The sequence below is a fragment of the Pseudarthrobacter sp. RHLT1-30-1 genome (genome assembly GCF_059383415.1).
In genome coordinates this window covers 12,599-34,115 of sequence record NZ_JBWZCG010000018.1, presented here as the reverse complement: position 1 = coordinate 34,115, position 21,517 = coordinate 12,599, and the positions used below count along the sequence as shown (strand labels likewise).

The window sequence follows — 21,517 nt, the reverse complement described above, 5'->3', positions numbered from 1 at the left end:
GTACACATGTCCAAGAACACCGTTCTCACCCTGGTCGGCAGCCTGCGCGCCGACTCCACCAACCAGAAGCTCGCCGAAGCGATCCAGCTCAACGCCCCCGAGCACGTTGAGGTTCTCATCCACGAGACCCTGGGCAACATCCCGTTCTACAACGAGGACATCGACGTCGAGGGCCAGGTCCCCGCCGCGGCAGCTGCCCTGCGTGCCGCCGCCAACGACGCCGACACCCTGCTCCTGGTCACCCCGGAGCACAACGGCACCGTCCCCGCCTCGCTGAAGAACGCCATCGACTGGCTCTCCCGCCCGTACGGCGCCGGCGCCCTCTCCGGCAAGCCCACCGCCGTCGTCGGCACCGCCTTCGGCCAGTTCGGCGGAGTCTGGGCCCAGGACGAGGCCCGCAAGGCCGTCGGCATCGCCGGCGCCCATGTCCTCGAGGACGTCAAGCTCGCCGTCCCGGGCTCCATGGTCCGCTTCGCCGAGGTCCACCCCAAGGACGACGCCGAGGTTGTCGAGCAGATCAAGGGCGTCTTCGCCGCACTGGAAGAATCCCGCACGGTCGCCGCAGCCTGACCCGCAGACGCCTCGGGCCTTCCGCGGAGCGATTTCCGCGCCGGTTTCAGACAGCCGCTACGTGGATACACGTGGCGGCTGTCTGTTTCCGCAGCGGATTCCGGGAGGATGCCGAGGACACCCCCGGGGCAAACTCCCCCGGATTCCCTGCTGGACAGTTTCCGTGGCGGAGGTTCTGCGACACACCGAACACCCCCGCCCACTGGCCTTTACCCAGAACGCCCCCGGCAGCAAAAATGCTTCCGGGGGCGTTCCGCGTCCGAACCTAGGACGCCAGGCGGTCGGGCCGCCGGTCCGATCCATGTTCGCGCCCGGACGCCTGTGCCGGCGGGTTAATGGCGGACCAAACGTCGTCGAGCGAGAGACCAAGTACGGTCGCGATCGCCGCGATCGTGGAGAACGCAGGAGTCGCCACGCGCCCGGTTTCGATTTTCCGGAGTGTCTCCGGCGAGATGCCCGCGGCGACCGCCACCTCGAACATGGAGCGGTCCGTCCGCGCCCGACGCAACAGTGCGCCCAGATGTTGACCTCGTTCGAGCTCGGCGGGAGTGAGTGGGAGTCTGACCATAGGGCCAACTATACCGGCATAGTATTACCGGTATAGTTATTGGAAATGCGAGAGGATCATCAAGTGATCGAAATATTCAGCCCCTCGGAGCTTCTGCGGGCGAAGGTGAGCGGGAGGTTCATCGCCACAGTTCTGCAGAGCCTGCAGGAGCGGGTCAGGGTCGGCACCAACCTCCTGGAGATCGACCGCTGGGCCGGTGAGATGATCGCCGCGGCGGGCGCTCAGTCCTGCTATGTCGATTACGCTCCCTCGTTCGGCCGCGGGCCCTTCGGTCACTTCATCTGCACGTCCGTCAACGACGCCGTGCTGCACGGATTGCCTCACGACTACGCCCTCAGGAATGGCGATCTGCTCACCCTGGACTTTGCTGCGTCCCTCGACGGGATCGTCACCGATGCCGCCGTCAGCTTCACCGTCGGAGCGTCATCCAGCCCGTCGGACGCCTTGATGATTGAGACGACCCAGCGGGCACTCGAAGCCGGAATCGCGGCCGCCAATCCCGGCGCGCGCATCGGGGACATCTCCCACGCCATCGGATCCGTCCTTGCGGCGGCCGGCTACCCCGTCAACACCGAGTTCGGCGGGCACGGCGTCGGGTCGACGATGCATCAGGATCCCCACATCCCCAACACGGGCCGTCCGGGCCGGGGATACATGCTCCGCCCCGGCCTGCTGCTGGCCATCGAACCGTGGGTCATGGCGGACACTGCCGATCTCGTCACCGATCCGGACGGATGGACCCTCCGAAGTGCCACGGGAGCCCGCACCGCGCACAGCGAGCACACTATAGCCATCACGGACGACGGACCGGTCATCCTCACGGTCTGACCCTTCGCAATGGGTTTTGACCACTCTGTCCGGTTCCGGCACCATGCCGGGCCCCGAAGCGGCCGAGATCGGCGTACGCGATGTGCCCTCCCCAGAACCCGCGCGACTGACCTGCCCGGCACCCGCAGCTGACCCGACCAACACACCCGGAGAACTATCTTGGAAACACGCCTCACTGCCGTCCACGTCGCCGCCGGCGAAGTGGAACTAATTGAAATGCGGGCCGACCAGGCCCGCGCTGCGCTTGTCGAAGCGATGTGCCGAGCCATGGCAGCCGGGGTTCCCGCGGTCACGGCGGCGGCCAGCGGCGGAATGAATGTCGCACAGCTCTTCGATGCTGTCCGCCGGCACGTCCCGCCACTCGCCTCCGGCCCGCCCGCCGGCCCGCCCGCCCGCCCGCCCGCCCGCAACCAAAAGGATAACGTCCGCGGTCTCTGAGGGCGCAGGCACTGCCCTGACCTAAGCAAGCAAGGCCTGGAATGCCCCTAAGTGCGGCAGGGAAACCCAGAAGCGGAAAGGGCACCGATTCCCCGGCCGTGGGCAACGGCCGGGCACGGCCGGGCACGGCCGGGCACGGCACGGTGCTTGCGTTCATTTATCTTCCTGTTCCCGGACACTATCCATCGGCCCGCCTACCGGGCAGGTGGTGGCCAGCACGGTTCCCAAACCGGGTAACTCCGGATAGTTACCGGCGTCACGCTTGCGGGGATACCGGAACGATTCCGCTACGCTCCAGTTGGCGGTGCGGCGCGTGCCTGCACCTTCCCGGAGGCAGATGATGACAGAGCACGGCCTGGCCGACAGCGTCGAAGACGATCGCAGGGCGCAGCCGGCTGCCGGCCCGGTCGACGGCGATCAGGGCATGTCCTGTGATTGTGGCTGTCGGTTTCCAGGTATCGGCCCTGCCGTTCCTTCACGGGCGATCACTGCGTCCGGAGCCCTGCCTGGTGCTCCGGCCCGGACCTGGAGTCTGCAACGTGAATGGTCCTGGGCGTTCCTACTAATGTTCCTCGCGGTGCTGCTCGGGGCCGCGGCGACGGTCGTCGGTGTCCGGGGAGTCATGAACGAGGTGCATTCGGCAGCTTCACGGCTCCACACCCAGTCGGACATCATCGCCGGCCTGCGGGCCGCCCTGGATGCCCACGAGCAGACGGGACTTCTTTTGCTCTCCGGTGCACCGTCGGACCGGGCCGCCTACATCCAGCGGCAGCAAGAGTTGTCTGACCTGTTCGAGGAGGCATCCGTGGTTCTTCCTAGCGAGATGACCATGCGGGCCGACGTCGTTGAGGCCCGCCTCGCATGGCAGGAGAACCTGGCGGCCCATGGCTTGCGGGCAGACCAGACTCCGGCTGCCGAAGTGGACCGTCGCTCCGAAATTCCTGCCTTTACCGCCGCCGGCGCCCGTATCCGTGCGCAACTGGACGGTATTGAGCGCTCGTCCCTGGAGGCGTTGGATATGGGGCTCGCCTCCAGCGCAAGGCTCGAACAGCTCGTGATCGTGGCGCGCACTGCGCTGTTCTGCCTGACCGCGGCCGCCGTGCTGTACTTCCGCAGTCGAATGATCAAGTACCTGATCCAGCCTCTGGTGGGTCTGCACCGGGGCGTCGCAAAGCTGCGCGCCGGCGATTACCGCCACCGCATTGAGGTGATCCGCCGCGATGAACTCGGCGAGCTGGCCGAAGCGTTCAACTCCCTCGCCGCCACCGTCCACGACAGCCACGAGGAACTCACCCACCGGGCCAACCACGATCCCCTCACCGGACTCGCCAACCGCACCGCACTGACTGAACGCCTTGCCGCTACTTTCGGCCCTGCCCGGGACCGCAGGGCCCGCCACACAGGCCTTTTGTTCATCGACGTCGATGATTTCAAGAATGTCAACGACTCCCTCGGTCACGACAGCGGCGATGCCCTGCTCCTCCAGCTCGCAGCACGGCTCAAGAGCTGCGTGCGCCCCAGCGACCTGGTCGCCCGCCTCGGCGGGGACGAGTTCGCGATACTGGTCACCGACCAGGAGGCTAGCTCCGTGACCGGAGCGGTCGCGGCACGCATCCACGAGGCCATGCGCGCACCTTTTCAGCTTGGTGAAAACCGCCTGATGGTCACCGTCAGCACGGGAGCGGCCCAAAGGCAGCCCGGAACGCAGGACCCCTCCACCCTGCTGCGGCAAGCGGACTTCGCGATGTACATGGCCAAACACGGCGGCAAAGACCGCTACCAGCTCTTCGACGCCGAAGGCTATGACCACATGGCATACCGGGCCGCCCTCAGAGCCGACCTCGCCGCGGCCACACCCGCCGGGCAGCTCCGCATTGAATACCAGCCCGTCACCAACCTGCACACCGGGGCAATCGTCGGCGTCGAGGCACTCGTGCGCTGGCACCACCCCACCCTGGGACTACTGCCCCCGACAGAGTTCATCACCCTGGCCGAAGAAACCGGCGACATCGACGCCATCGGCTGCTGGGTGCTGGAGACCGCCACCCAACAGGCCGCCACGTGGCGCCGAAGCCTGCCCGGCTGCGCTGACCTCTGGATCGCGATTAACCTCTCCACGTTCCAGCTCCGGGACCCCCGCAGTCTGGCTTCCATCAAACGCATCCTCTCCAACCCCGCCACTGAAGCCGACAAAATCGTCCTCGAAGTCACCGAAACAGCCCTGGCGAGCAACGTTGACGGCGGAATCAGCGCCATCAATACCCTCAAATCCTGGGGCGTCCGCATCGCTATCGACGACTTCGGAACCGGATTCTCCTCCCTCAACACGCTCGCTGCGCTGCCCGCGGACATCCTCAAAATCGACCGATCCTTCCTCAGCCCGCAGGAAAGCCGGGCACACTCAACAGCCATGCTCGAAGGAATCCTCGGCCTCGCCCACAAACTCTCCCTCGACGTGATCGCCGAAGGAATCGAAGAACCCGAACAGCTGCACCTTCTCCGCAGCCTCGGATGCAAGATGGGACAGGGATACCACTTATCCCCGCCCGGTCCCTCCCAGATGATCGAGGCGTTGCTGACCTCAGGCCCCCGGTTCCAGCCGGTGCCCGACGTCGAACTGGAAGACACGATCGGCAGCTGACACAACCACCGCACACACCGCGCGAGGACGGGTCCGGCATTGGGACTGGTGTCACAAATCAGGGGCTGGGGCTGGGGCTTCCACCGTTGTTATCCTGGTCTCTGCTGCCGAGGAGACGCATCTTCGAGCCCGACCCAACTTCAGGTTCGATCCGCTCCGTGGATTCCAAGTATCCGTACGATGCTGTGCGCCAACTCCCACAGGACACCCACCTCATCGTCGCCGAAACCGGCTTCGCGGTGCGCCAGCGCGACTTCCAGCAGGGCGGCCAAATGCCTTCTGTCACGCGCGGAGACGGCGACCACGTCAGAGACCGTCTACACCCGGCGAACGTTCAGGATCTCGACGCCGCCCCAGCGCTCCCCTCCCAGCATGAACTCCGCCCGCGTGATCGCCGTCATCGAACGAAATCAGGTACCGCGTCATCCCATGGCTCCTGTCCCGGCGGCCTCAGATCGCCGCCCCTCACTCCCGCTGCGAACGCCTTGCTCCGGATCCCGCCGGCTGCCGGCTGCCGGCTGCCGGAAACCTTGGCACGAAGAGCCTCTTGGCGCTCGACGCCGACATTCTCGACGCCGACATTAGGGTGTGTACTTCCAATCGGCGGCGCGGTCAGTTGCGCTCCGCGGGGACCGGCTCAGTGAACCCCGCCGGCTCGGACGGCATGGGTGCTTCCGCGTGAGCCGTTTGCGTTAGATGCTGGTCTCGTTTGTTGACGCAATGCGCCGGGCGAAGACCGGACACCCCTGAGAGAACGGAGAACCCGTGAGCCGTACGGAGCGCCCGGAGGAGACACCGGAAGCGCGGGAGTGGCGGTTGCGCTCGGCCGCAATGCATCACGGGGGCCGGTTGGTGGAAGGCAGGGACTTCCGGGAGTCTGCCCTTGAGCGCCTGCAGGACACCCTCCCGGGATACCCTCCCGAGCGCTACGAGGTGGGGCTCGACGACGCGCTGGCCCGGATCGCCGAGGCCCAGGTGGGTGTTAGGGTGCGCCGGGAGAAGATGATCGCCGAGGCCCGTGGGTTGGACATGCTCAACGCGGTGTTCGCCCTGCACTACTACAACCGCCGCTACTCCGGCCACGTCGGGGAGTACGGTCTCGGCCGGATAAGGCTCGGCGGGGTCCTGGGAGACCTGTTCTCGCGCGAGCAGATCGCCGACGCGGTCGTCCGTGCCGACGCCCTGATCGAGGAAGGCATACGGATGGGCTACGGCCCCTGGAACTTGGAGGCCGACAGGAACCACCTGCGCCGGGCCCACCCCGGTTTCAGCGACCAGGCCCTGGGCGATGCCCTGGATTGGGGCCGCTTCTTCGGCCGGTGAGGGCCCTGAGCCCGAGCCGCGTCGGGATTTCCGCGCTGGTTTCGGACAGCTGCTACGCGGATCCACGTGGCGGCTGTCCGTTTCCGCAGCGGATTCCCGGCGGCCGCCTCAGGACGCCAATCGCACCGCGGCGAACCGCGGATCGCTCCGGCACGCCGTCGTGGGCGGCGCACCCCAGACACAATGTCAGGGGGCGCCGCGCTGCGCACAGCCGGTTCGGCTACTTGGCCTGCGGCTTGTCCTTGCCCATGGAGTTGAACAGCTGGGTGGAGGACAGGGCGTTGAACGGCATGGCGATGTTGTGGTCCAGTTATGCGGCAGCAGCGATGTTCCGCCGGAGATCGCGATCGCGCGGTGGACGGTTTCCGGGTTGAGCCCCATGTCCAGGTAGGTCGGTGCGAAGGACTTGACCGCGATGCCTTCCGCTCCGACGGAGGACGCGGTGATACCTGCCAGGACCATCACGCCGACACCCAGGGAAATGTATGGGTTTCCCGGAATCGAAAGGATCCCGTCGAAGACGGTGCGAGGTCAAGGCAATGGCGTCAAGGCCCCGGCGGCATGGCCATCGAGTCCAGATCCCGGCGGCATGGCCATGGCGTCCGAAACCGGAGCATCACGCGCCGGCGCGGCTGCCGGCTCCGGGGTACTCCCCCGCCGCTCTACTCCGCGGCGAGCACCCGTGCCACCGCGGCGCCTACTGCGGACCTGATGCGCGCGTGCAGTTCCCGCAGCCCGCGCCGGTCCGTGCGGACTTCGATGATGCTGCGGCCCTCCCAGGGTTCCGCCAGCGCTGCGGCGAGCTCCGCCGTCGTGCTGACCGAGCGGTGCTCGACGCCGTACGCGGCCGCGAGTGCCGAGATGTCCACGCTGTGCGGGGTGCCGAAGAGGCGTTCGACGGCGGTGCCGTAGCGGCCCGCTGCCTCGACGGCGCCGTGTTCGAGCAGCCCGAAGATGGCCCCGCCGGCGTCGTTCAGGACCACGATCCGCAGGTTTGGTTCCACTTCCCCGGCGCCAAGCAGCAGCCCGCCGGCGTCGTGCAGGAAGGTGACGTCGCCCAGCAGCACCGTGGTTTCCTGCCGGCCGCCCAGGGCAATGCCGGTGGCCGTGGCCAGGGTTCCGTCGATCCCGGAGAGGCCGCGGTTGGCGAAGACCGTGGCGGCCGGCTCCGCGGCTGGCGCTCCGGCGAGGTCGACGTCGCGGATGCCGTTGGAGGAGCCGAGCACCAGCTGTCCGTGCGTGTGCTGCCAGACCAGGGCGCCGACGGCGGGACCGGTCACCGCTGCGGGCCCGGCGGTGCCCGACGGCGACGCGGGGCCGGACACGGCCGGCCCGGCGGCGTCCGTTACGGCGGCGCCCAGCCCGGCGGGGCCACTTCCGGACAGGACGACGTCGACGGCGTGCTGCGCGGCGGCCCCGGCCAGCAGCCAGGCATCCAGCCAGGCCGCGGAGCCCCGGCCGGCGAAGTCGGCGAGGTCGGCGAGGTTGTCGAGCGGGAGTTCGGTGCGCCGGCCGGGCTCGTACCAGGCCACGGGAACCGGCTGGTACAGGGCCGAGGGGACGTCGGCGCGGGCCAGCAGGTTGCTCACCGGCCGGGAGAGGGTTGGCCGGCCGAAGAGCACCACGCGCTCGATCGGCTGCGCGGAGTCCGGGCCGAATGCGTCCAGGACGATCCGGTAGGGGCCCACCGCGTTAGGCCCGAAGCGCGCGTTGGAGGACGGCTCGGCCAGCAGCGGCAGGCCGTGGGCGCGGGCGAAGGCTTCGGCGACCGGTCCGGCGTCGTGCCCGGCGAGCACCACGGTGCGCCGCTCCGGCAGGCTCCCGGCGGCGGGCGGGAAATCGAGGGCCAGCGGGCCGTGGGGCGCGCGGTAGACGCGGCGGCCGGACTCGGGCGGGAGCCGGTCGCCGGGGGCGGGCACGAGCGGGTCGCGGAAGGCCAGGTTGAGCTGCACCGGCCCGGGCGCGGTGTCCTCGAAGGCGCCGGTGGCGGCACTGAGCGCGGTCTCGACGGCGCGCCGCGGGTCGCTGCCGGCGGGCACATCGGCGGCGAAGCGGACATGCTCACCGAACAGGTCCAGCTGCACGGTGGTCTGGTTGGCGCCGGTCCCGCGGAGTTCCTCGGGGCGGTCGGCCGAGATCACCACGAGCGGGACGGCGGCGTGGTTGGCCTCCATCACCGCCGGTAGCAGGTTGCCGACGGCGGTCCCGGAGGTGGTGAGCACGGCCGCGGGCGCGCCGGTGGCCAGGGCCAGGCCGAGCGCGGTGAACCCGGCGTCGCGCTCATCGATCCGGACCAGCAGTTCCACCCGTCCCCTGGCGTCGGCCTCGGCCAGGGCATAGGCCATCGGAGCGGAGCGCGAGCCGGGCGCCACCACCACGTAGCGCACACCCTGGAGCAGCAGGGCGGTGACGGCGATCCGGGCGGCGTCGAGCGCGGTCAGACTGTCGGCATCCGCCGCGCCGTCCTGAGCCTCCGCGCCGTGTCTGAAGTCCGCGCCCTGAGCGTCGCGGCCGTCCGCGCCCTGAGCTTCCCGGCCGTCGGCGCCAGTGCCGTCAGCGTCCGTACCTCGCGGGGAGCTCACATGTTCTCCGGCGTCTCGATGCCGAGCAGGTCCAGGCCCTCGGACAGCCGGCGCAGGACGAGCGCGCACAGGGCAAGCCGCGATTCCCGGACGGAATCCTCGGACTTCAGCACGGGGCACTGGTCGTAGAAGGACGTGAACAGCTGGGCGAGTTCGAACAGGTAGGTGCACAGCCGGTGCGGTTCGAGCATCTCGCGTACCTTGTGCAGCGTGACGCCGTATTCGAGCAGGTGCAGGGCCAGCGCGCGCTCGGCCGGTTCGACGACGGCGATCGGCGTCGCCGGGGTGTTGCCGTCGCTGTCGGTGCCGGCGCCGGGTGTGCCGTCGCCGGGCGTGTCGGTGCCGGGTGTGCCGGTGCCGGTGGTCCCGGCGGCTGTGGCGAAGGTTCCAAGGGCCTCGTCGCCGTCAAGCGCCGCACCGGCGTCGTCCGATCCGGCCGCCTCCAGCGCGTCGTACCGCTCCAGCACGCCGGCCTTCCGCAGGATCGAGCGGATCCGGGCGGCGGCGTACTGCACGTAGGGCCCGGTGTTGCCGCTCAGGGCCAGCATCCGGTCGAAGTCGAAGACGTATTCGGTGTCGTGCCCCACGGATAGGTCGGCGTACTTGACCGCGCCGATGCCCACCTGCCGGGCGGTCACGGCGCGTTCGTCCTCGGTGAGCTCGGGCCGGCCGGCGTCGATGACGGCGCGGGCGCGGTCCACGGCCTCCTCCAGCAGGGCCATCAGCTTGACCGGGGCGCCGGAGCGGGACTTCAGGATCTTCCCGTCCTCCCCCAGCACGTTGCCGATCTGCACGTGCACGGCCTCCACCGTCTCCGGCAGCCAGCCGGCGTCGCGGGCGGTGGCCATCACCATCCGCAGGTGCATGTTCTGCGGCGCGCCCACGACATACAAAACCCGGTCCGCGCCGAGCTCGCGGACCCGGTACCGGATGGTGGCGAGGTCGGTCGTGCCGTAACCGTAGCCGCCGTCGGACTTGCGGATGATCAGCGGCATCGGCTGGCCGTCGCGGCCGCTGAAGCCGGCCGGGAAGGTGCACAGGGCGCCGTCGCTGATCCGGGCGAGGCCGCGCTCCTCGAGTTCCTGGCACAGCTGGGCCAGGTGCGCATCGTAGGAGCTTTCGCCGGCGATGTGGTCGTCGGTCAGGCTGATGCCCAGCATGGCGTAGATGGCGTTGAAGTAGCGTTTGGACTGGGCCACGAGCCGCTGCCAGATAGCGAAGGTTTCCGCGTCGCCGCCCTGCAGCGCGACCACGCGGAGCCGGGCGCGGGTGGCGAAGCCGTCCTCGTCGGTGGCGGAGGCGTCGAACTTCGCGCGGGCCGCCTGGTAGAACGCGCTGGGGTCATCGACCAGCAGCGCCGCCTCCGGGGAGTCCTCGCCGATCTCCAGCCAGTGCTCGATCAGCATGCCGAACGGGGTGCCCCAGTCGCCGATGTGGTTCTGCCGGATGACGGTGTCGCCGAGGGCTTCGAAGACCTTGACGAGGCTGTCGCCCACCACCGTGGTGCGCAGGTGCCCGACGTGCATTTCCTTGGCGACGTTGGGGGAGGAATAGTCGACGACGACGCGCTGGGCTTCCGCTGCGGGCACGCCGGGGGCGCCGGGAGACTCGGCGTTGAGCAGCTCCTCGATCCAGGTCCCGTCGAAGGTGAGGTTGATGAAGCCGGGTCCGGAGATCTCGGCCGCGGTGCAGATCCCGTCCAGGTCCAGGGCCTCGACGATCCGGGCGGCGGCGTCCCGCGGCGGCATGCCGACCTTCTTCGCCAGGGCCATGGCGGCGTTGATCTGGATGTCCGCGAACTGCGAGGGCCGGACCACGGGATCGGTGCCGCGGTACTCTTCGCCGAACGCGCTGGCAATTGCTGCCTGGACTCTGGGGACAACCATTTCGGCCGGATTATTCACACTGTTCAAATTATCAGTTCCGCCCCTCCCCCGACGCCCCTCCCCCAAGCAACGCGGGGTCAGATATCGCCGGTCCCGGCACCCGACATGGGCCGGATCTGACTCCGCGTTGCTGGTGGAGGCGGCCGCGGGGCGCGGCCGGTGCGGTCAGATCTTCGTGGCCCGCAGGCGCAGCGCGTTGGTGATCACGCTGACGGAGGACAGTGCCATCGCGGCGGCGGCGATGATCGGGGAAAGCAGCAGGCCGAAGGCGGGGTAGAGAATGCCTGCGGCGAGCGGGATCCCGGCCGCGTTGTAGATGAATGCGAACACGAGGTTCTGCCGGATGTTGGCCATGGTGGCTTCGGAGAGTTTCCTGGCCCGCACGATTCCGGTCAGGTCCCCCTTCAGCAGCGTGATGCCCGCGCTTTCGATCGCGACGTCGGTCCCGGAACCCATGGCGATCCCGACGTCGGCCGCGGCCAGGGCGGGAGCGTCGTTGACGCCGTCGCCAGCCATGGCCACGACCCGGCCCTCGGCGCGCAGCCGCTCCACCACGGCGCTCTTGTGATCGGGCAGCACCTCCGCCTCGACCTCGGTGATGCCCAGCCGCCGGGCGACCGCTTCGGCCGTGGTGCGGTTGTCGCCGGTGAGCATGACGACGCGGACGCCTTCCTCCCGCAGGGCGGCCAGCGCGGCCGGTGTGCTTTCCTTGATCGGGTCCGCGATGGCGAACACCGCGGCTGCCAGTCCGTCGACGCCGGCGAAGATGGCGGTCGCGCCGTCGGCCCGCAGTTCCTCGGCACGCCCGGCGAGGGCATCGGTCTGCACGCCCTCCGAGGCCAGGAACTTTGCACTGCCCAGCAGCACGCGCCGTCCCTCAACCGTTCCGGAGACACCCTTGCCCAGCGGCGAGTCGAAACCCTCCACCGTCGGAATCGTGATGCCGGCGCGCTGCGCGGCTTCGATGATGGCCAGGCCGAGCGGATGCTCGGAGGCCTGCTCGACGGCGGCGGCCAGGCGCAGCACGTCCTCTTCCGCGAAGCCGTCGGCCGGAACGATTCCGGTGACGGAGGGCCGTCCCTCGGTCAGGGTTCCGGTCTTGTCGACGACGAGGGTGTCGACCTTTTCCATCCGTTCGAGGGCTTCGGCGTTCTTGATGAGCACGCCCAGTCCGGCACCGCGCCCGACGCCGACCATGATCGACATCGGCGTGGCCAGGCCCAGGGCACACGGGCAGGCAATGATCAGCACGGACACGGCCACGATCAGGCCGTGCGCCATCCGCGGGTCGGGCCCCACCAGGGCCCAGATGATGAAGGCTGCCACGGCGATAAGCACAACGATGGGAACGAACCAGGAGGCGACCTTGTCGGCCAGGCCCTGGATCGGCGCCCGGGAACGCTGGGCCGCGGCGACCATCGCGACGATGCGGGCCAGCATGGAGTCGCTGCCCAGTTTCTGCGCGCTGATGACCAGCGCGCCGGTCTGGTTGAGCGTTCCGCCGACGACGTGGTCCCCGGCTTGTTTGGTCACGGGCATCGACTCGCCGGTGACGAGGGATTCATCGAGTGTGGAGCGCCCGTCCACGACTTCGCCGTCGACCGGGACCTTCTCCCCGGGCCGGACCCGGACCCGGTCGCCGACCTGCAGCACGCCGAGCGGGACTTCCAGCTCAACGCCGTCGGCCCCGATCCTTCGCGCGGTCTTGGGCGTCAGGTCCAGCAGGGCCTTGATCGCGCCGGAGGTCTGCTCCCGGGCGCGCAGCTCGAGCACCTGGCCAAGCAGGACCAGGACCACAATGACCGCGGCGGCCTCGAAGTAGACATCGACGCTGCCGTCCATGCCCCGGAACGCGTCGGGAAAGGCGGAGGGCGCGAAGACGGCGGCCACGCTGTAGAGCCAGGCGACGCCGGTGCCGATCGCGATCAGCGTGAACATGTTCAGCTGCATGGTCCGGAGCGAGGCCCAGCCGCGGACGAAGAACGGCCAGCCGGCCCACAGGACGACCGGGGTGGCGAGGAAGAACTGGATCCAGGCGGAGACCCGCGGCGGTACCACTTCGTGCAGCGCGGGGAAGAGGTGCACACCCATTTCGAGGAGAAAGACCGGGATCGTGAGGGCCAGACCGACCCAGAAGCGCCGGCTCATGTAGGCAAGTTCCGGGTTGGGTCCGCTGTCCGCCGTGATGACCACCGGCTCCAGGGCCATGCCGCAGATCGGGCAGGAACCGGGCCCGGCCTGCCGGATCTCCGGGTGCATCGGGCAGGTGTACTCGAGTTCCTCATCCTCTGCAGGCGCGACGGCGGCGGGTTTGACGGCGGCCGACTCACCGGTTCCGGCCGCGACAGCGTTGGGTGCGACCGTGCCGGGCAGATACCGGGCCGGATCCGCCACGAACTTGGCCAGGCATCCGGCCGAACAGAAGTAGTACTGCTGGCCCTGGTGTTCGGTGTGGTGTTCGGCGGCCTGCGGGTCGACGGTCATCCCGCAGACGGGGTCTTTGACCTGTTCGGCCGTTGTGGCCCCATGGTGGTGATGTGCATGCTCGGTCATGATTACGCGGGTCTCCTCAACACGGTTTGCGGGTTTTCCGTGGAGTCCGGGAGCGTCAGGTCACTCGAGATGGCGCTCCGCTGAACCGCGGAGGAAGACCTTCAATGCGTTCGGGCCTGCCCTGGGGCGGGGGCCGTGACGACTCTTTCCGGTACTCCTGAAGTTATACCCCTAGGGGGTATCAGTCAAGTCCCGGCCCGACGTCTCCTGTCACCCTCCTCACCAATGCTGGCCCCCGAGCGCCTGCCGCGTCGCGATTTCCGCGCCGGTTTCGGACTGCCGCAACGGGGATCCACGTAGCAGCAGTCCGATTCAGCAGCGAAATTCCGGTGGCCGCGGCGGGACGCCATTTGCACCGGGGACAGCCGCGGATCTCGAAGGCCGTCGCGCTGTCGACATAGTGTTCCCGCACTCCCCGCGCCGTCCGGTCGTCCGGGGGCACATTGACACGGACACGCCGTCAGCTGGCCGGAAAACAGCCAACTGGGAGCCTCAAAGTGCCCCCGGAGGGCCAACGAACCGGATTCATATCAGGGGACCTCGGCCCGGAACCCGCAAAACCCGGGGAACGCCGGCCCGAACCCGCCACACCTGCGGGCCCGTCCGGCCCGAACCCCACTACCTGCGGGAAGATCCCTGCCGTACGGGGGCACATTGACACGGACACGCCGTCAGCTGGCCGGAAAACTGCCAGCTCGGAGCCTCAAAGTGCCCCCGGACCGCCGCACCCGCCGAAGCTGCGGGAGGCCAGGCCCACAGCAACGCGGGGTCAGATATCGCCGATCCCAGGCGGCGACATGGGCCGGATCTGACCCCGCGTTGCTGTGTGGAGGGGCCCTTAGGCGTCGGTGCGGAAGACCTGGACAACGGACGGGCGGGGGGCGCGGGCCTGGCCTCGGGCCGGCTTCGCACCGGCGGAGACATAGTCCGGGAAGTAGGACAGCGGCGCGGCGAACGTGCCGTCCTCGCCCGGGTGCTGCACGGAGACGAACACGGTGCGCTCCTCGTCGTGGATGATCGGCCCGCAGGTCTCACCGTCGCGCGGGACGGCGAGGAACTGCTCCACCCGTCCGCGCTCGGCTCCGTCGAGGGTGACCTTGAACAGCCCGTCGGCCTTCTTGATGCCGGAGGGGGCGCCGTCGGTGGAGATCCACAGGTTGCCGACCGAGTCGAACGCGAGGTTGTCCGGGCAGGAGATCGGCGAGACCTTGTCCACCGGGTAGCCGGAGAAGTAGGTCACATCCCCGGAAGCGGGATCGCCGCAGACCATCAGCAGGTTCCAGGTGAACGCCGTCGAGGTCTGGTCGCCGGTCTCGATGATCTCCACGATGTGGCCGTCGCGGTTTTCGTTGCGCGGGTTGATCTCGGTGGCGCCTTCCTTGCCGACCTTGCCGCGGTCCGAGTTGTTCGTGCAGGCGACGTAGACCTTGCCGGTGTGCAGGCTGGGCTCGACGTCCTCACAGCGGTCCATCTTGGTGGGGCCGACCATGTCAGCGGCGACGCGGGTGTAGACCAGCACTTCCTCCACGGACATGAAGGGAACCTTGGACTCCCCGCCGACCACCAGGGGCAGCCACTCGCCGGTGCCGTCGAAGCCGCCGTCGGACGGGACCGCACCGGTGCCGGTGATCTCGGACGCCGGCGAGCTGCCGGTGAAGCGGGCCACGTAGAGGTCGCCGTCGGAGAGCAGGGTCATGTTGTGCTTGCGGTCGCCCTCGATGTACTTGCCGGAGGAGACGAACTTGTAGAGGTAGTCAAAGCGCTCGTCGTCGCCCGAGTAGGCCACCACATGGCCGGACTCGGCCACGATCACGTTGGCGCCCTCGTGCTTGAAGCGGCCCAGCGCGGAGTGCTTCTTCGGCGTGGAGGTGGGGTCGAAGGGGTCGACCTCCACGATCCAGCCGAAGCGGTTGGCCTCGTTGGCGGAGTCGGCGTTGCGGGTATCAAAGCGGGGATCGTCGAGTTCCCACTGGCGGGCCGTGGGCTTGTTGGTGAGCCCGTAGCGCTTGTCCTCGGCCGAGAGGCCGGGCGCGACGAAGTACCCGTTGAAGTTCTCCTCGCCGGAGAGGATGGTGCCCCAGGGGGTGGTGCCGCCGGCGCAGTTGCCCAGCGTGCCGAGGATCCTGCGGCCGGTCGGGTCGGCTTTCGTCTGGACCAGCGGCGAGCCGGCCACCGGTCCGGTGAGCTCGTAGGCGGTGTCGTTGAGGTAGCGGCGGTTCAGCCCGGCGCCCTTGACGTAGGACCACGGCTTGTTCTTGTTCTTGCGCTCCAGCTCGACGACGGTGAGCCCGTGCGCGGCGGCGCCGACCTTGCGGACGTCAGCGGCGGGCATCGACGTCGGGAACATGATGGTCTCGTTGGTGTACTCGTGGTTGGCGAAGAGCACCGCGCGGCGACCCTTGCTGCCGGGAATCTCGAGGATGTCCGTGTAGTCGTTGTTGTAGCCGAACTGGCGCGCCTGGGCGGCAGCGGTCTGGTTGTCGAGGTCAAAGTCCGGGGCGTCGTTGAAGATCGGGTCACCCCAGCGGATCACGGGCTGCCAGGTGAAGCCTTCCGGCACGGTGAAAGCGTCGACGGCGGCATCCACCGGAGCGATGGCCGTGAACTTGAGCTTGGAGGCGCCGTAGCCGTTCTTGGCTGCCGCGGACAGGCCGGGACCGCCCGCGACTGCGGACTCCGGCGAGGTCAGGGCACCGCCGAACGCGACGGCGAGGGCACCGGCGGCGCCGAAGCCCAGGGCGGCGCGGCGGGACATCGTGGCGGAGGCGATGTCGCGGAAGTAGCTGTTCGAGCTGGTGTTGCAGACCTCGCCGGTGCAGGCGTTGTCGCACTTGAGCGCGCAGGTAACGGGGCTCCGCTTGCCTTTGGTGTGGCCAAGCATGGGGAGCAGGGAAAATTTGCGTCCGGAGGAGACAGACATGGGAGACCTTCCACGGGGTGGGTTGGGGGCCTCCCTACCGTTCCAGCCGCGAACGACGCGAAGTCGACTCTCAGATTAAGTCCGGATGAACACCCGACGCGTCAAACGTGAGGGCGCCGCTGGGGAAAGACGGCGCTTAGCCTTGATCCACCGATAAGGGGTGGAGTGTCTGAAGAACGACTAGGCACTGCTGTTGTCCCACCACACGCCGGCGCGTCCCATGGATGAGGACAGCTCGTAGTTGCAAAGGATCCAAGCGGCCGGCCGATCCATGTGGCGGTCGGCGCTGTCCGGTTGCCTGGCCCACGGCTCACTTAATGGTAAGCCGGACCTCCTGCCGAAACTCGATTCTTGGAATGTTTGTATTGTCGGCGTTTTCCAGATTCACGGTCAACGTCGCCAAGGCGACGCCGCTCTTCAGAGGAAGGTAATCGGGCTTGGTTTGTCCCACAACCTTAAAGGTCTGCGGAGTGCCCGTGCAGTCGATGGCACCCGTGTTTGCGGCGTACGCATACGTAACCTCGGTCTTCTTGACTCGTTGGACGACATCGACAAACGACGAAGTCGCAGTGAGGCCTGGGTCGCACGTGTACGTATAGGAAATCTCGAAGCCGAGGCCTCTGGCCAACAACGTTCCGTCGCTAATGTCGAGGCCTTCGTTGGCTGCAGCAACAGGTGCAGCCGCTGCGAAGAGCCCTAAACCGCAGCTCATAACAAGGGCTGCCGTGGCACGGGCATGCATTTTCATTGGTCTCTCCTTTGCTCAAACATCACTGTGAACACGCACGCGAGACCTGATGCGTCGGAGTTTAGGACCTAAGAGGCCATCGGGCCAGAGTATTCACCACTTGTCTTCGTCAACCCAGCCACACGGCGGAACCAAAACCACCAGTGGAACACCAAAGAGCAGCGAGGCCGGACGGCCCGCCATGCCCAAACGAGAATCCGCCGCCGGCCCGAAAACCAATCAGGACCAACAACGGATCGGTGGATCAAGGCTTAGCCCTCCGCGTCCTCCGGGGCGCTGGCGGCGGCCATCAGCCGCTGGCCAATCCCTTCCAGGAACGCGGCGATGTCGGCGAGGCTCTCGTCGGAGGAATCCTGAAGCAGGGCGACGGCCGCGGCGGAGAAATGGTCGTTGGCCCACTGCATCGCCCTGGTGCCTTCCGGGCTCAGGTGCAGCAGCACGCTGCGGCGGTCCGTGGGGTTGGGCTTCCGGACCATAAAGCCCTTGGATTCCAGCCGGTCCACCATGGCGGTGACCGAGCCGGTGGTGATGTTGAGCGCCTTGCCGAGGTCCCGCGGGGTGAGGCCGTCCACCTCGCCCACGAACGCCATCGCGTTGATGTCGATGGTGCCGATCCCCAGCTTCTCGGCCAGCCGGATGCGGAGGGCGTAGGTCCCGGTGTCGACCCGCCGCAGGCCCTGCACGATCCGAAGCAGCCCGTCCTTATGGGTCATGTCTGCACCCTTCTCCGGCTCTGCACGAGCCGCGTCGTCAACTTCCCGGGTCTTCTGGATGTACATGTACGAATTTCCGATCCAAAGCTTGGTTCCGCGGCTACGTCACCGCGCAACGGTCCACTTTACCCACAACCCGTATCACCGACCGGCGGCCAGCACCGCATGGACCCGCCGCAGCCGCTCCAGCCACCAGTCGCGCCGCTCGGGCGCGGCGGCGTATTCCGCCAGAAGGCCCGGATCGGCGGCGACATCGCGGACCCGGATGGCGCCGTCGTCGGGCACCAGCGAATCCCGGGTCACATCGGCGGCGAGCAGCGACACCGTCCCCAGCCCACAGGCGTACGGCAGTTCCGGCAGCGCGGCGGCGAGCGCCAGTCCGGCGCGGATTCCCACCGAGGTGTCCAGTGCGGAGCTGACGACGGCGGGGAGCCCGGCCTGCGCGACGATGTCCAGGGCGCGCCGCACTCCCCCGAGCGGCGCCACCTTCACCACGATCAGGTCCGCGGCGCCGGCGCGGGCGACCTTGAGCGGGTCTTCCTCCTTGCGCACGCTCTCGTCCGCAGCGATCAGCACCGGGACGCCGGCGGCGCGCAGCCGGCGGCGGACCTCGGCGAGGCCGGGGATGTCCGGCACCGGCTGTTCGGCGTATTCCAGCCCGACGGCGGACAGCCGGGTCAGTGCCTTGACGGCGGCCGGGACGTCCCAGCCGCCGTTCGCGTCGACCCGGATTGCGGCGTCCGGGAGCGCCGCGCGGACCGCGGCGACCCGGGCGGCGTCGTCGTCCAGCGTCTGTCCCGGCTCGGCGACCTTGATCTTGACGGCGTCCACCCGGCCGAAGCGGGCCAGGATCTCCGGCACCCGGTCCGCGGAGACCGCGGGGATGGTGGCATTGACCGGAATCAGCGAACGCAGCGGCTCCGGGAACCCCTGCCAGCCGGCCTCGAGCGCGGCGGCGAGCCAGCGGGAGGCTTCGGAATCGCCGTACTCCGGGAAGGGGCAGAATTCGCCCCAGCCCAGCGGGCCCTCCAGCAGCAGGGCCTCACGCTGCAGGATGCCGCGGAACTTCACCCGCATCGGCAGGCTCACCACATGGACGGCGGCGAGGAGTTCCTCCAGCGCGGGGAGCGGCGGCACGGTCGGGGACGGCACGGACGGCGGCGGGGTCGAAGGCACCGGTCAGCCCACCGCCGCGAAACCGAAGGTTGCGAAGCCGAAGGTCGCGAAACCCACGGTCGCGTCGGTCAGGTTGGTGACATCGGCCAGCCACGGAAACACGACCTTGACCAGCAGGAGCAGCACCCCCGCGAGGATCATCACCGAGAGCAGGATGCGGGCCCAGAGCGGCCCGGGAAGCTGACGAAAAACCCAAACGTACACGGTCTATCCCTTTCCCTGCAGCGCGGCGAGCTGCTTCGCGATCGATTCCGGCGGCCCGGCGCTGAGCGGCTGCCAGGAGTCAAACACCGAGTAGGCGATGATGCGCTCCTCGGAGCCGAAGCGCGGATTGCAGCTGGTCATGGTCAGGAGCCGCTGCTCGGGCGCGACGCCAGGCTGGGTGGGCACCGGCAGGACCACGTCGGTGCGGTCCGGCAGCACGATCTCCTGGTTCCGGAAGACGTAGGTGTAGAACCCGTCGGCGGTCTGGACGTAGATCTTGTCCCCCGGCACCAGCGTGTGGATGTTGTCGAGCACCGCGCCGTGGGTCTGGCGGTGCCCGGCGACCACGAAGTTCCCGACGGCGCCCGGCATCGCCGTGTCCGCGTAGCGGCCGAGACCGAGCGTGTCGATGACGTCGCTGCTGGTGCCCTCGATGACCGGCCGGCTGTACTCGGCGCCGAAGCGTGGAATGTAGACGACGCCGATCGCCTCTCCGTGCGCGGGCGCAGTGCCGACCGGCACGGTCGCAGGGTCCGCCGGATTGGCCGCAGGGCCCGACGGCGGGGCGGCGGCAGTGTCGTTTGCGGCGGGGTGCTCCTGCACAAACTGCTTCACAGCCGCGCCCTGGGCCGCGTCCGCTTCAACGTTCGTCCACCACAGCTGCCAGGCGACGAAGAGACCGGCAATCACACCGAGGGTGATCAGCAGCTCGCCCACCACCTGGACGGCCATCAGCGAGCGCCGCGGACGGGTGCGGCGGGTTTCCTGCGCAGTCCCGGCAGGGCGGTTCATTACCTTTGACATGCCGCTCCCTGTCTACCGCTGAACGCTGCCGACGAAGCATCGCCCGTTCGGAAGAACCGGCAGCACCGACGTTGCCACAGTTCCGGCCCGGACCTGCGACATTACACACTCGCTGTCGTCCAGCACTCCGACTTCGACGGCGTCGGCGGCCAGTCCGGTGGGGGTGCGCGACGCCGAGACCTCCACCGCGGCCGGGGCGAACCCCGCCGCGGACAGGCTCTCGCGGACCTGCGCCGTGCTGGGCTGCGGCGAGGACGCCACCAGCGCCTGCAGGGCTGCGGTGACGGACTGGGAAACGGCGGAGGGGGCGGCCGCGGACGGGGAGGCGGCGGGAGTTGCCTGGCCAGCCGGGGCCGGAGTGCCGGCAGTCGGGCCGGCCGAACCGGTTGAGCTGGAGGAAACCGTGGGCGCGGGGGTCGAACACGCAGCCAGTGCAAACATCAAGGGCAGAACCAGGGCAGCCAGCCCCACGTGCCGGCGGCCCCTTGAGTGGCGGAGCGGGGCGGGGGCAGGGGTAGTCACCGGAACATCCTCCCATATGGGGATTGGCGTCCCTGCCAGTCGCGCACCCGGGCTCCGAAAGGCCGGACATGTCCGCCCGGGCTTCGGAAACGCTGCGGGCATGCCCAGTTCGCGCACCCAGGGGTGGACATGTTGGGACTATGTCCGCTGGTGACTGCCAGGGTGTGGCATGTCCCGCGGAGAGCCGTGGGCGGCAGTCTACTTCGTAGCGTTCGGGTGGTGCGTGTAAACGTTGACCAGGCAGACGGACTGGCCGTCGATGTAGAACCATATCCGGACGCCGCCGGGGAGCTCCAGCTGCCAGCGGTCGAACGTTCCACCCTTATGTGTGACCGTCGCCAGCTCACCCTTGAGCTGGTGGTTCTTCTCAGACTCGTCCAGCGGCGTCTTGGTGAGGAAGTCCCACGCGTCGACGACGGAGTTGAGCTTGGTGGCCAGCAGATCCTGCCAGCCTTTCTGGGCCTGGCTCGTGCCGAACTGGATCTCGAACTCAGCCTTTTTGAGGGGGCGCGGAACGCCTGACCGTTTCGGGCTCATGCAGTGCGCGGGTCCGCGACCACGGTGGGTTCAATCCAGTCCAGCTGGTCATCCGGGGTGTAGCCGGCACCGATGGCCTCCGCCGTGGACCGCCAGGCGCGGAGAGTAACCAGGGCCTTATCAAACCGGGATATTGAGGCGCAGGCGCGGGTGATAGCCACAATCTCCCGCGCGAAAGCTTCCTGGTCTGCGTCGCTCAGGAAGGCCATCCACGGGAAGGGCCCGCGGAGCCTCTCAGTAAACGGAACCTGCTGGTCCCCCAGCGAGGCGGTCACCAGGTGCGCGGCCAACTCCATGCCTTCATGTTCACGCTCGAACTCGCTGGTCGTCAGCAGGGTGAGCGGCTCGCCGTCCCGGCGGGTAATCGTGACCGGCCCCTCTTCGGCTGCCTTGAACACGCTGGCCGAATTTCGGGACAATTCTGACGACTGGGCAGTACGGGAGATAGTTGCCTGTGACATAAGCCCAGTATTCAGAACATGTTCTGAACTGTCAATATGAGGC

The 21,517-nt window shown here is 68.4% G+C and carries 18 protein-coding genes; 5 read left to right on the top strand and 13 right to left on the bottom strand.

Annotated features, from left to right (window positions below; all coding sequences use genetic code 11):
- The first annotated feature begins 6 nt into the window (after positions 1 to 6).
- Positions 7 to 570 (top strand): NAD(P)H-dependent oxidoreductase, encoded by a 564-nt coding sequence (locus AC50YM_RS13645; RefSeq protein WP_494957492.1) that lies wholly within the window; start codon positions 7 to 9, stop codon positions 568 to 570.
- 265 nt (positions 571 to 835) lie between these two features.
- Here the strand turns inward: AC50YM_RS13645 and AC50YM_RS13640 are convergent, their stop codons facing one another.
- A complete protein-coding gene (locus AC50YM_RS13640; RefSeq protein ID WP_494957491.1) occupies positions 836 to 1,138 on the bottom strand; it encodes a helix-turn-helix domain-containing protein in 303 nt (100 codons plus the stop codon).
- A gap of 63 nt (positions 1,139 to 1,201) precedes the next feature.
- Here AC50YM_RS13640 and map point away from each other — a divergent pair, with 63 nt between their 5' ends.
- The 4 genes from map (at position 1,202) to AC50YM_RS13620 (ending at position 6,368) form a co-directional block, all read left to right on the top strand.
- Positions 1,202 to 1,966, top strand: coding sequence for a type I methionyl aminopeptidase (map, locus tag AC50YM_RS13635; RefSeq protein ID WP_494957490.1), 765 nt, complete (start codon positions 1,202 to 1,204; stop codon positions 1,964 to 1,966).
- A gap of 159 nt (positions 1,967 to 2,125) precedes the next feature.
- Complete coding sequence (locus AC50YM_RS13630) at positions 2,126 to 2,404, top strand: hypothetical protein (RefSeq protein WP_494957489.1); 279 nt, start codon at positions 2,126 to 2,128, stop codon at positions 2,402 to 2,404.
- A 565-nt stretch (positions 2,405 to 2,969) separates the two neighbouring features.
- A complete protein-coding gene (locus AC50YM_RS13625) occupies positions 2,970 to 5,045 on the top strand; it encodes a putative bifunctional diguanylate cyclase/phosphodiesterase (protein WP_494957488.1) in 2,076 nt (691 codons plus the stop codon).
- Positions 5,046 to 5,810: 765 nt separating this feature from the next.
- Positions 5,811 to 6,368, top strand: coding sequence for a hypothetical protein (locus AC50YM_RS13620; protein WP_494957487.1), 558 nt, complete (start codon positions 5,811 to 5,813; stop codon positions 6,366 to 6,368).
- 662 nt (positions 6,369 to 7,030) lie between these two features.
- On the opposite strand, the gene menD is transcribed toward AC50YM_RS13620, so the two are convergent.
- From menD to AC50YM_RS13560, 12 genes are all read right to left on the bottom strand, one after another.
- Complete coding sequence (gene menD, locus AC50YM_RS13615; RefSeq protein WP_494957538.1) at positions 7,031 to 8,809, bottom strand: 2-succinyl-5-enolpyruvyl-6-hydroxy-3-cyclohexene-1-carboxylic-acid synthase; 1,779 nt, start codon at positions 8,807 to 8,809, stop codon at positions 7,031 to 7,033.
- A gap of 137 nt (positions 8,810 to 8,946) precedes the next feature.
- The gene (argS, locus tag AC50YM_RS13610) at positions 8,947 to 10,836 is read right to left on the bottom strand and encodes an arginine--tRNA ligase (protein ID WP_494957486.1); all 1,890 of its coding nucleotides are present in this window, start codon (positions 10,834 to 10,836) and stop codon (positions 8,947 to 8,949) included.
- A 165-nt stretch (positions 10,837 to 11,001) separates the two neighbouring features.
- Positions 11,002 to 13,389, bottom strand: coding sequence for a heavy metal translocating P-type ATPase (locus AC50YM_RS13605; RefSeq protein WP_494957485.1), 2,388 nt, complete (start codon positions 13,387 to 13,389; stop codon positions 11,002 to 11,004).
- An 838-nt stretch (positions 13,390 to 14,227) separates the two neighbouring features.
- The gene (locus AC50YM_RS13600) at positions 14,228 to 16,309 is read right to left on the bottom strand and encodes a PhoX family protein (protein ID WP_494957484.1); all 2,082 of its coding nucleotides are present in this window, start codon (positions 16,307 to 16,309) and stop codon (positions 14,228 to 14,230) included.
- Between the two features lie 310 nt (positions 16,310 to 16,619).
- On the bottom strand, positions 16,620 to 17,057 hold the full coding sequence (locus AC50YM_RS13595) for a hypothetical protein (protein WP_494957483.1): 438 nt from the start codon (positions 17,055 to 17,057) through the stop codon (positions 16,620 to 16,622).
- 251 nt (positions 17,058 to 17,308) lie between these two features.
- A complete protein-coding gene (locus AC50YM_RS13590) occupies positions 17,309 to 17,836 on the bottom strand; it encodes a MarR family winged helix-turn-helix transcriptional regulator (RefSeq protein WP_494957482.1) in 528 nt (175 codons plus the stop codon).
- Between the two features lie 75 nt (positions 17,837 to 17,911).
- A complete protein-coding gene (locus AC50YM_RS13585) occupies positions 17,912 to 18,907 on the bottom strand; it encodes an o-succinylbenzoate synthase (RefSeq protein ID WP_494957537.1) in 996 nt (331 codons plus the stop codon).
- 42 nt (positions 18,908 to 18,949) lie between these two features.
- A complete protein-coding gene (locus AC50YM_RS13580; protein ID WP_494957481.1) occupies positions 18,950 to 19,150 on the bottom strand; it encodes a hypothetical protein in 201 nt (66 codons plus the stop codon).
- Between the two features lie 3 nt (positions 19,151 to 19,153).
- Entirely contained in the window at positions 19,154 to 19,954 is an 801-nt protein-coding gene (locus AC50YM_RS13575; protein ID WP_494957480.1) for a class E sortase, read from the bottom strand.
- 12 nt (positions 19,955 to 19,966) lie between these two features.
- Positions 19,967 to 20,476 (bottom strand): DUF6993 domain-containing protein, encoded by a 510-nt coding sequence (locus AC50YM_RS13570; protein ID WP_494957479.1) that lies wholly within the window; start codon positions 20,474 to 20,476, stop codon positions 19,967 to 19,969.
- 198 nt (positions 20,477 to 20,674) lie between these two features.
- Positions 20,675 to 21,013, bottom strand: coding sequence for a hypothetical protein (locus AC50YM_RS13565; protein WP_494957478.1), 339 nt, complete (start codon positions 21,011 to 21,013; stop codon positions 20,675 to 20,677).
- Positions 21,010 to 21,474, bottom strand: coding sequence for a type II toxin-antitoxin system Phd/YefM family antitoxin (locus tag AC50YM_RS13560; RefSeq protein ID WP_494957477.1), 465 nt, complete (start codon positions 21,472 to 21,474; stop codon positions 21,010 to 21,012). Before AC50YM_RS13560 ends, AC50YM_RS13565 begins: the two co-directional genes overlap by 4 nt.
- Positions 21,475 to 21,517 lie beyond the last annotated feature (43 nt).